General features: G+C 69.3%; 8 protein-coding genes and 1 pseudogene. 4 read left to right on the top strand and 5 right to left on the bottom strand.

Translation table 11 applies throughout. The features are described 5' to 3' along the window. Positions 1-519: 519 nt before the first annotated feature. Both AB0I23_RS40340 and AB0I23_RS40335 read right to left on the bottom strand, forming a co-directional pair. The gene (locus AB0I23_RS40340; protein ID WP_359118127.1) at positions 520-708 is read right to left on the bottom strand and encodes a hypothetical protein; all 189 of its coding nucleotides are present in this window, start codon (positions 706-708) and stop codon (positions 520-522) included. A 199-nt stretch (positions 709-907) separates the two neighbouring features. Further along, on the bottom strand, positions 908-2,107 hold the full coding sequence (locus AB0I23_RS40335; protein WP_359118124.1) for a hypothetical protein: 1,200 nt from the start codon (positions 2,105-2,107) through the stop codon (positions 908-910). Between the two features lie 458 nt (positions 2,108-2,565). On the opposite strand from AB0I23_RS40335, the pseudogene AB0I23_RS40330 reads away from it, so the two are divergent. After that, positions 2,566-2,790, top strand: a pseudogene (locus AB0I23_RS40330) (hypothetical protein); the annotation flags it as partial. Positions 2,791-2,838: 48 nt separating this feature from the next. Here the strand turns inward: AB0I23_RS40330 and AB0I23_RS40325 are convergent. The 3 genes from AB0I23_RS40325 to AB0I23_RS40315 form a co-directional block, all read right to left on the bottom strand. Then, complete coding sequence (locus AB0I23_RS40325) at positions 2,839-4,119, bottom strand: amidohydrolase (RefSeq protein WP_359118121.1); 1,281 nt, start codon at positions 4,117-4,119, stop codon at positions 2,839-2,841. 47 nt (positions 4,120-4,166) lie between these two features. Beyond that, the gene (locus AB0I23_RS40320) at positions 4,167-4,835 is read right to left on the bottom strand and encodes a trimeric intracellular cation channel family protein (protein ID WP_359118118.1); all 669 of its coding nucleotides are present in this window, start codon (positions 4,833-4,835) and stop codon (positions 4,167-4,169) included. A 401-nt stretch (positions 4,836-5,236) separates the two neighbouring features. Then, on the bottom strand, positions 5,237-6,025 hold the full coding sequence (locus tag AB0I23_RS40315; RefSeq protein WP_359118117.1) for an IclR family transcriptional regulator: 789 nt from the start codon (positions 6,023-6,025) through the stop codon (positions 5,237-5,239). A gap of 105 nt (positions 6,026-6,130) precedes the next feature. Here AB0I23_RS40315 and AB0I23_RS40310 point away from each other — a divergent pair, with 105 nt between their 5' ends. From AB0I23_RS40310 to AB0I23_RS40300, 3 genes are all read left to right on the top strand, one after another. After that, a complete protein-coding gene (locus tag AB0I23_RS40310) occupies positions 6,131-7,093 on the top strand; it encodes a 5-dehydro-4-deoxyglucarate dehydratase (protein WP_359118115.1) in 963 nt (320 codons plus the stop codon). Positions 7,094-7,205: 112 nt separating this feature from the next. Beyond that, the gene (locus AB0I23_RS40305) at positions 7,206-8,543 is read left to right on the top strand and encodes a gluconate:H+ symporter (protein WP_359118112.1); all 1,338 of its coding nucleotides are present in this window, start codon (positions 7,206-7,208) and stop codon (positions 8,541-8,543) included. A 52-nt stretch (positions 8,544-8,595) separates the two neighbouring features. After that, positions 8,596-9,924 (top strand): enolase C-terminal domain-like protein, encoded by a 1,329-nt coding sequence (locus AB0I23_RS40300; RefSeq protein ID WP_359118109.1) that lies wholly within the window; start codon positions 8,596-8,598, stop codon positions 9,922-9,924. Positions 9,925-10,177 lie beyond the last annotated feature (253 nt).

Below are 10,177 nucleotides of genomic sequence, written 5' to 3'. Positions count from 1 at the left end.
GGCGTGTTCGTCCGCAACGGTGTCGTGGGCAGCTTCCGGGTGATCCGGGACCACTTCGACCGCGACGACCGCGACCGGTACTAACAGCATCCTGCACATCACATGGAAACCCCGGCCCGTCGGAATCGGGCCGGGGTTTCCGGCATGGGGGCACCTCGTGGCGGGTGTCCGTTCGGGGCGGCCGCGCGCCGTGTGCGGCCGGTATCCGGTGTCCTGTACATCAGCTTTGCCATCCTATGTGTTCGCTGCTGTCCTGTGCGTCGCGGTTGGCGGGCGCGGGCGGCTTGCGCTCTGCGTGCCGGGGCGTGTGGGATTGCCGGTGAGGTGTCCGCTCGGCTGGCCGCCGGTTCAGGTGCGGTCGGGTCCGGCCGCGAGGATGAGCGTGGTCCCCAGGGCTTCCATCGTGCCCGTGACGGCCGTCTGGACTACCGGGCCTCGGTCGCGCAGTGGCACGCCGACCAGCAGAGTGCGGACGCTCTCCTCGTGTGATGCGCCAGAAATTACGAGACTGAGTTCGTTTCAGGTTTCAGCGGTCGGCGGGTTCATTTTGGTGAGGTGGTCGGCGAGGGAGTGCAGGATCTCGTCGGCGGTCTTGGTCCAGTTGAAGGGCCGGGGGTTCTCGTTCCATCCGTCGACCCAGGCCGTGATGTTCTGCTCCAGGGCCTTCACGGAGGTATGCACGCCGAGGCGGATGAGCTTGTCCGTCAACAGGCCGAACCACCGCTCGTCCTGGTTCCACCAGGATGAGCCCGTCGGGGTGAAGCGGACGTGGAAGCGCGGGTGCTTTCCCGGCCGCGTCTTGATCTCGGAAGTGTTCTGGGTCGCGTAATGGTTACAGGCCGGGCGGACGTCGAGGGAGTAATTGTCAATATGTGTGGATGGGCCGGCCTGGGTAGGGCTTGTTTCGCTAGTCCTGCCAGTAGAACAGCAGGGTGTCAACGGTGAGGGGCACCCGCCCGCCGAAGTAGTAGACGCAGAGGTCGGTGACCTTGATCGCACCGGTCTCGTCGTCGATCCAGCGGAACCCGGCCGCTTCCAGGGCCTGACGGGCCGTGGGGTCGGCGTCGTAGCCGGTGGCGAACGGGCCGAGGGTGCTGACGCGCACCAGGCTCCCCCCGCACGCGATCACGTGGTAGGTCCCCTCGCCCTGCTGGTGGTGGTCGCCGGCGGAGACCGGGGACGCCGGTTCGAGGTCCGCCGCGGTCAGCGCGGCCATGGCCCGGTCGAGTTGCTCGTCCTGGTCGGGCCGGGCCGAGGGCTCGGTGCAGAGCACCTCGACGCGCCAACGCGGGTCGCTCCGCTCCTTGCAGCCCCCGGCGTACTCGTGCACGATCACGCCGCGCAGTTCCTCGTCCAGGCCGGCCACCTCGACCCGGGGGCGACCCAGGCGGTCGTAAATCGCTCGGGCCTCGGCCGCGTCCTCGGTGAGGTGGTACAGCGCGTACGCGGCCCAGAGCTTCGCCTCTGTGGTCGGCGCCTCGTTCAGGTAGGCGCGCACGCGGTGCTCGTCCGTCAGCAGAGACTGGGCCAGGAAGGCGACGGAACGGTCGGGGTCGGCCAGCGCGAACACATTCAGTTCCTCGTCCTGCAGCCGGAGGCGGGCCGCCCGGTCCTCGGGCCGCTCGTCGCCGAGGCCGGTCAGGATCGCCTCGTTCCCGTACCGCCGGGCCAGCGCGTACAGCCCGGCCTTGCCGACCGCCCGCTGACGCGGCCACTCGGAGGCGGCGAGGGTCGCCAGCTCTGGTAGGGCCGAGTGGTCGCCGAGCCGGCCGCGGGCATCGAGGAAGGCCTCGCGCATGCCGAAGTCGTCGTCTCCCCGCCGGTCCTCGTGCCGCAGCCAGGGCAGCAACTCCGCCCGGGCCCCAAGCAGGTCGAGCAGTGCGATGCGGACTTCGGACGTGTCGTCCGGGTCCTGGACACGGGCGATCAGCTCGGCGACCCGCCCCTCCGGCACCCGACCGGCCAGCGCCCGCACGCACGGCTCGCGCCGCCACCACGGGTGGGCCGGATCGGCCACGTACCGGGCGAGTTCGTCGGCGTCCAGCTCGCGCAGGCCGGCGGCGTCGACCCGCCGAGCGGCCGGCGCCAGTAGTTCGATGTTTCGCACGGGCAGAGGCTACCGACCCGAGCACACCTCGCGCCGTGGAATTTCGCATCCGCGGCACCGCCGGAGTCGACGGACGACCGCCCCGGCCGGTTCAGGCCGCCGGGCTCGATCAGTGGGTGGGCCTGTGGACGAGCCGGCACTCGAACGGATCACCCAGGCCAATGCACAGATCACCGCGACGGTCTGCGATGTGTCGGACCGGCGCTCGGTCGAGACCTTCATCGAGGCCGCGGTGCGCGTGGCCCGCGTTGCACTCAGAGCGGCGGTTCCGGCGGGCACTGACCACGCGTCGGCGGGTGCGGGTGACGGCTGCTCAGTCCCTCGATGGCCGCGGCGGCACGGACCGGCCCACGTGGCGCGGGGCGCCCGCTCCTTGACCTGAGCCGCACTCACCTTACCGCCGCTGATCCCGGAGCCGTCGGAAACGTAGAACTCGCTTCGGTTGCACCCTCGGCCGGCTCGCCGACGTCGAGCAGTTGCTCGGCCTGCTCGACCGGCTCGTCGACTCCGGTAAGTCGGTCATCGTCGTCGAGGACCACCAGGCCGTCATGGCGCACGCCGAATGGATCCATCGACATCCGCCCCGGCGCCGCCCACGATGGTGGCCGGATCGTCTTCGAGGGAACCCCACCGACCTCGTCATCTCCCGCTCCACCCTCGTCGGCGAACACCTCGCGCCGTTTACGGCGTGGCTGACGCGTCGTGAGATGCCGGGCACAGCACGGTCTACCTTACGGACTTGCGTGGTTCGGCATCGCGAGCCGGGTGAATGCGGCTGCGACCAGGGCCTGAACGCCGGTGTCCAGGGTGGGCTGGAGGACTGGTGCGAAGCGTGGGCTGTGGTTGACCGGGATGTCCTGGGCCACTGTGCCGCGTTGCCGGGCGGCCTGATAGGTGTCCGGATCGATGCAGCCGAGGGCCCAGTAGGTGTACGGGATGCCGAAGGCGTCCGGGATGCGGCTGAAGTCCTCGCTGGCGCCCTGCAGTTCGACGGTTCCCGCGCGCTCCCCGAAGGCTGTGGCGAATGCGGTGGAGACCTCGCGGGTCACCGCTTCGTCGTTGACGGTTGGCGGAAAGCGGGTGCCCTCCTCGATCCGCGGCTCGCGGGTTGCCCCGGAGGCGTCGCACTCGGCCTTGACGATGCGCCGTACGGCGGCCAGGACGGCCCGGCGGGTGTCCTCGTCATAGGTGCGCACGTTGACCAGCAGTTCGGCCGACTCCGGGATCACGTTGCCGCTCGTGCCCGTCTGGACGGAGCCCACCGTGACCACTACGGGCTGGGTGGCTGCCAGCTCGCGCGAGACAATCGTCTGGAGCCGGACGACGATCATCGAGGCCATCACCACGGGGTCGATCGCAGCCTGCGGAGCCGACCCGTGAGCGCCCCTGCCATAGACAGTGATCTTGATGTTGTCCGCCGCGGAGAGGAAGGATCCGGCGCGCGTGCCCACCTCCCCGGCGGGATAGGGAAGCACGTGCTGGGCGAAGGCGACGTCTGGATGGGGAACACGGTCGGTGAGCCCCTCGGTGAGCATCCGGTCGGCGCCGTCCCCAGGCTCTTCGGCAGGCTGGAACAAGACCAGCAGCGTGCCCTGCCACGACCTCGCGCCGGCCGCCATCAGACGGGCCGCCCCCAGCAGACAGGTGACATGCATGTCGTGACCGCAGGCGTGTGCCACGGGCACTTGTCGGCCGGAGGCGTCCGTGGAGTCGGCCGTGCTGGCGTACGGCAGACCCGTCTCCTCATGGACCGGCAGGGCATCCATGTCGGCACGCAGGAGAACCGTCGGCCCGGCGCCGTTTGCCAGCACGCCGACCATGCCTGTGCCGCCGATCCTCTCGTGCACCTGGTAGCCGTAGTTCCTCAGGCGCTCCGCCACACGAGTCGCGGTCCGGTGCTCCTGGTGGCCCAACTCGGGATGGGCATGCAGGTCCTTGTAGAAATCTTCCAGCTCTGACCGGATGCCGTCCAGCCCGGCCAGGACAGCATCCGCGCGATCCTTGAGAGTCATGACTGTGTGCTCGTCTTTCTTGGTGGGTGATCGGAACACCGTTCGCTTCAGGAACGCCGACCGTGCGACGACCCCGGCCGCCAGTCGCGGCTGCCCGGCAGCCTCCAGCCCCAGGTGAGCGCGGCCAGCCGCAATGAGACGCCGGCTCCGACTCCGGCCAGAATGCCGACGGTGGGTGCGCCGAGCCGACTGCAGACCACCATCACCGTGCTCACCAGCACCGCGACGGTCGCGTACAAGGGGGTGCCGCCGAAGATGACGGGGATGCGGGCCAGCAGCAGATCCCGGATGGCACCACCGCCGACCGCCGTGATCGTGCCCAGCAGCACAGCCGGCAGCCAGCCCAGACCTACGGCAAGGGTCGTCTGCGCCCCGGCGACCGCCCAGACGCTGAGCGCCGAAGCGTCGAGGAGCTTGAATACCCAACCAGAGGTGTGGCGGCTCAGGTCGGCCATGAAGGCCAGCATGGTGCCGGCGGTGGCGACGGCGAGGTAGGTGTAGTCGGTCAGGGCCACGGGCGTACCGTGCTGCAGCAGGGTGTCGCGGAGGATCCCGCCGCCCAGGCCGGAGACGATGCCGATGACGAGGAAGCCGAACAGGTCCAGACGGCGGGCCCGTGCCAGCACCCCGCCGAGCGTGCCGTTGACGAACACCCCGCTCAGGTCCAGCAGCCGGGTCACCTCGGTCACGTTCCCCGGCGACAACCAGCCGGCCACGGCTCAGCACCTCCCTTCCCCGCCATGGAACCAGCCGGAGCGGACACCCGCCTGTCGAGCCTGCGGCGCCTGTGCTGCTGCAGCCCGACACCCACCTCTCTGCGGCCTACGGCCTCGTGACGCTCGAGGAACCGCTGACCCCCTTCGAGCTGCGCATGGGAAGTCCGGCAGCGTTCAGCTCGACCAGCTGCGCGCCCAGGCCCGGGAGTACAGGGCCGAGGGGGCGGAGGTGGCACGGCTCCTTCCATGCCATCTCGGGCAGCGGCTTCGGGCTCCACGGCATGTGCGAGCGCCCAGTGCGTCGGCGGCGCCTCGGGGGAGTGCCACGCCCCGAGGCGGGTTCGAAGTCGTCGGCGAGCCACCGTCGCGTCCCAACCCCCTGGAAGAAGAGCGCGGCGGGGTCAGCGCCAGTCGGGAGCGCCTGAGGCGGGTGACGGGGCACTCTCGATCTTCGTCCGTATCTCCCGCATGACCGCGACGATCCGGGTCCCGTGCTCCTCGCTGAGTCGTGCCACCGGCACCGAGCAGCTGATGGCGTCGATGGCCGGTGTGTCGTACCTCAGGGCAAAGCCGAAGCCCGCGATGCCGGACACTGTCTCCTCGTGGTCGACGGAGTAGCCGCGCTCCCGCACTCCGGCAAGGTCGGCGAGCAGCGCGGAGCGTTCGGTGTGCGTGTTCTCGGTGAGGGCCACCAAAGGGCGTTCAGAGAGCGGGAGTTGGTCGTCGGGGCGCTCGGCGAGCAGGGCCTTGCCGAGGGCTCCGGCGTGGGCCGGGATCCGGCGGCCGACCCGGCTGATGGTGCGCAGATATTCGTGGGACTCGCGCGTTGCGAGGTAGATGACGTTCGGTCCGTCGAGCCGGGCCAGATGAATCGTCTCGCCGAGCGTGTCCGAAGCCTTGTCGAGATACGGGCGGGCCGTGCGCACGCGTGGGTCGCTGTCCAGGTAGCTCGTACCCGTGTGCAGGGCGCGGATGCCGATGCCGTAGAGGGAGCCGGTCGTGTCGGAGCGCACCCAGCCGCAGTCGACGAGGGTCTGCAGCAGTTGGTACATGCTGCTGCGCGGTACGCCCAGGTCCTTGGCGAGTTCGTCCAGGCGTGCGGGCCGGTCGCCCCGTGCGGCGAGCAGTTCGAGTAGCGCGACGGTCCGGGCCGCCGACTTCACCCCACGGACCCCGCTGTTTTCCGGCATGGCCACATCGTAAATCCGCGTTGTCGCGCCCATTGACCGCGCCCAGGTCACCCACCTAACCTCCGTTCTCATACATGTACGTCATCTGCATATGGGGATGGATTCATGGAGCGGCTCAGTGTGGAAACCGAAGGTGTCGCTCAGCGGCTCCGCGAGGGCATGGCGGGCGGAGTGCTGTCCTTCCCCCTCACGAGCTTCCGGGACGACGGCAGCCTCGACCTGGAGTCGTACAGGACGTATCTGACCGCTCAGGTGGCCACCGCACCCGGCGCGGTGTTCCCGGCTTGCGGAACCGGGGAGTTCAGCGCGCTGGACGAGGACGAGTACCGCGCAGTTGTCGAGGCCACGGTCGAGGTCGCCGACAGCCGGATGCCCGTGGTGGCGGGGATCGGGTACGGCTGGGCACAGGCACTGCGGTTCGCTCGCATCGCGGAGAAGGCCGGCGCCGACGCCCTGCTGGTACTGCCGCATTACCTGGTCGGAGCTCCGCAGGACGGTCCGGTCGAGCAGCTGCGCCGGATCGCGGCCGGTACCCGGCTGCCGCTCATCGCGTACCAGCGCGGCCAGGTCGCTTTCTCCGCCGGAAGCGTGCGCCGGATCGCCGAGATCCCCACGGTCATCGGCCTGAAGGATGGGCACAGCGACCTCGATCGGCTCCAGCGCCTCACCCTCGCCGCACCCGACGGCTTTCCCTTCTTCAACGGCGCCGCCACCGCCGAGATCCAGGCCCGCGCGTACGCCGCCGTCGGCGTCCCGGCTTACTCGTCGGCCGTCCACGCGTTCGCGCCCGAGATCGCCGACGCCTGCTTCACCGCCCTGCGGGACGGCGACGACGCGGGGGTGAACAAGCTGCTGCGCGACTTCTACGTCCCGCTCGTCGAGCTGCGCGACCGGGTGCCGGGTTATGCCGTGTCTCTGGTCAAGGCCGCGGCCCGGCTGCGAGGTCTGCCGGTAGGCCCCGTACGCGCCCCACTCACCGACCCCGGCCCGGTCGACCTCGTCGACCTGGAGAAGATCCTCGACGACGGGCTGAACCTGGTCGGAACAGTACGCCGACGCACCGCCTGACACGGCCTCACCACCCGCCGCACTCCCTTCACCCACCGCCATTGCCACCGGCTCCGAGGAGCCGGGGGCAGGTCAGCGGTTCAAAAAGTCGACAGTTCAAAGGGGAACTGACATGCCACTCCTTGTAGTCGGGATCAGCGTTCTGGTTTTGCTGCTGCTCATGACCCGACTGAAACTCAATGGCTTCGCCGCTCTCCTGCTCGTTGCGGTCGGCGTAGCGCTGGTTCGGGGGATTCCGGTGGTCGACATCCCGGACGTCCTCTCGGAGGGCATCGGGGGTCAGATCGGCGACACGATGCTCACCATCGGGCTCGGCGCCATGGTCGGCCGCGTCATGGGGGACTCCGGCGCCGCACAACGCATAGCCAACAAGCTCCTCGACGCCTTCGGCCCCCGCTGGGTCCAGGTGGCCATGGTGGTGACGTCCATGCTCATCGGCGTGACCATGTTCTACGAGGTCGCCTTCATCATCATCGTGCCCATAGCGTTCACGCTGGTCAGGGTCACCGGGGCGAACCTGCTGTGGGTGGGCCTGCCGATGTCGATCGCTCTGTCCACGATGCACAGCTTCCTGCCCCCGCACCCCGGCCCCACCGCCGTGGCCGCGACCTTCCACGCCTCCGTCGGCCACACCCTCTTCTACGGCCTCTTCATCGCCGTACCGGTCGGTGCGCTCATCGCGCTCCTGTGGCCGCGCCTGCCGTTCGTCAAGGCGATGAACCCCTCCATACCCAAGGGCCTCGTCAGCGAGCGCGAGTTCACCGACGAGGAGATGCCCGGCATGGGCTGGTCGGTGTTCGTGGCCCTCTTCCCGGTGGTGCTGATCGCCGGCGCGGCGGTGACCGACATGGTCACGTCCGGTGAGAGCCCGTTCCTGCACATGGTTGCCTTCGTCGGCTCGGCACCGATCGCGCTCCTTCTGACCCTCCTCCTGGCGGTCTGGGCGTTCGGCCCACGGATCGGCCGCAGCCTGGCGGACGTCAGCGCCTCCTGCGCCTCGGCGGTCCAGGCGATGGCGATGATCCTCCTGGTGATCGGCGCCGGCGGCGCCTTCAAGAACGTCCTTGTCGAAGGCGGGATCTCCGACTACATCAAGGACGCCACGGAGACCTGGTCGATCTCGCCGATCATCCTGGCGTGGCTCATCGCGGTCATCCTCCGCGTCGCGCTCGGTTCGGCGACGGTTGCCGTCGTCACGGCCTCCGGTGTGGTGCTGCCGCTCCTGGCGGCCAGCGGGGCCCACCCCGAGATGATGGTGCTCGCCGTCTCGTGCGGGTCGATCGCCTTCTCCCACGTCAACGACCCGGGATTCTGGTTGTTCAAGGAGTATTTCAACCTCTCGGTCATCGACGCGATCAAGGTCCGTACCAGCTATACGACGGTGCTCGCGGTCCTCGGCCTGGGCGGCGTCCTGGCGGTCGAGTGGACCCTCGACTTCCTCAGCGTCTGAAGTCCCTGATCACAGCCCCCGCCGCACCTCGCACTCAAGGAACCCGACAAGCATGAGCCAGCCGACCATCACCCACTTCGCCGTCTACCCCGTCGCCGGCCGCGACTGCATGGAGCTGAACCTCTCCGGCGCCCACGGCCCCTACTTCACCCGCAACATTGTCGTCCTCAAGGACTCCGACGGCCGTACGGGACTGGGGGAGGTACCCGGTGGCGAGAAGATCACCCGGACGCTACGGGACACCGAGTCCCTGGTCGTCGGCGCGAAGGTGGGCGACTACAAACGCGTCCTGCGCGAGATCGGGGCCCGGTTCGCGGACCGAGACTCGGGCGGACGAGGCGCCCAGACCTTCGACCTGCGGACCACCGTGCACGCCGTCACGGCCGTCGAGTCGGCGCTGCTCGACCTGCTCGGCCAGCACCTCGACGTACCGGTCGCGGCCCTCCTCGGCGACGGCCAACAGCGTGACGCCGTACGGGTGCTGGGATACCTCTTCTACGTCGGCGACCCCGACCGCACCGACCTGGAGTACGTCCGTGAGGCCGACTCGGAGGTCGACTGGTACCGCCTCCGGCACGAGGAGGCCCTCACGCCCGAGGCGATCGTCCGCCAGGCCGAGGCGGTCTACGACCTGTACGGCTTCCGGGACTTCAAGCTCAAGGGCGGAGTCCTGGCGGGCGCCGACGAGGTCAAGGCCGTACGCGCGCTCAAGGACCGCTTTCCCACGGCGCGGATCACCCTGGACCCGAACGGCGCGTGGTCGCTACGCGAGGCGGTCGAGCTGTGTTCGCCACTGATGGGCACGCTCGCCTATGCCGAGGATCCCTGCGGTGCGGAGGATGGCTACTCCGGGCGCGAGATCCTCGCTGAGTTCCGCCGCGCCACGGGCCTCCCGACGGCGACGAACATGATCGCCACCGACTGGCGACAGCTGACCCACGCCCTGGCCCTGCAGTCGGTCTCCATCCCGCTGGCCGACCCCCACTTCTGGACCATGCAGGGCTCGGTGCGCGTGGCCCAGCTGTGCAATGCAATGGGCCTGACCTGGGGCTGCCACTCCAACAACCACTTCGACATCTCGCTTGCCATGATCACGCACTGCGGCGCCGCAGCCCCGGGTGAGTACAACGCCCTGGACACGCACTGGATCTGGCAGGAGGGCCTTGAGCGGCTCACCGCCACCCCGCCACGAATCGTCGACGGCGAGATCGCCGTCCCCGACACCCCCGGCCTGGGCGTCGAACTCGACATGGACCGGCTCCTCGCGGCCCACGAGCTCTACCGGAAAGAGGCGCTGGGGAGGCGGGACGATGCCGCCGGCATGAAGTACCTCGTGCCCGGCTGGACGTTCAACGCCAAGCGCCCCTGCCTGGTGCGCTAGTGCCGTGACCGGCAATGTTTGCCCGGAAGGAGCGTCGTCCGGTGCGTGCGATCGCAAGGCGGCCGGAAGTCCTTGTAGCGGGGCTACCAGGGCTTTTGGCCAACGCGGCGAGCGTGCGTGCTGGGCGGCGCGACGGGGCAAAGCTTGCCGGGAGGGGCACTAGGGCGTGTTCCAGGTTCAGATCACTGTTGGGTCAAATCGCTCCGCCGGAGTGGCTCGGGACGGTAGACATCCGGGGTGACGCGAGGCGATC

The sequence above is a fragment of the Streptomyces atratus genome, from assembly GCF_040655115.1.
Lineage (GTDB): Bacteria > Actinomycetota > Actinomycetes > Streptomycetales > Streptomycetaceae > Streptomyces > Streptomyces atratus_D.
Note: the sequence above shows the minus strand (reverse complement) of the source record. Positions and strands in the feature narration are given on the sequence as shown.

Coding starts and splice junctions, on each gene's coding strand:
- AB0I23_RS40300 (WP_359118109.1), top strand. CDS start 8,596: ATGAGCCAGCCGACCATCACCCACTTCGCCGTCTACCCCGTCGCCGGC.
- AB0I23_RS40325 (WP_359118121.1), bottom strand. CDS start 4,119: ATGACTCTCAAGGATCGCGCGGATGCTGTCCTGGCCGGGCTGGACGGC.
- AB0I23_RS40315 (WP_359118117.1), bottom strand. CDS start 6,025: ATGCCGGAAAACAGCGGGGTCCGTGGGGTGAAGTCGGCGGCCCGGACC.
- AB0I23_RS40305 (WP_359118112.1), top strand. CDS start 7,206: ATGCCACTCCTTGTAGTCGGGATCAGCGTTCTGGTTTTGCTGCTGCTC.
- AB0I23_RS40310 (WP_359118115.1), top strand. CDS start 6,131: ATGGAGCGGCTCAGTGTGGAAACCGAAGGTGTCGCTCAGCGGCTCCGC.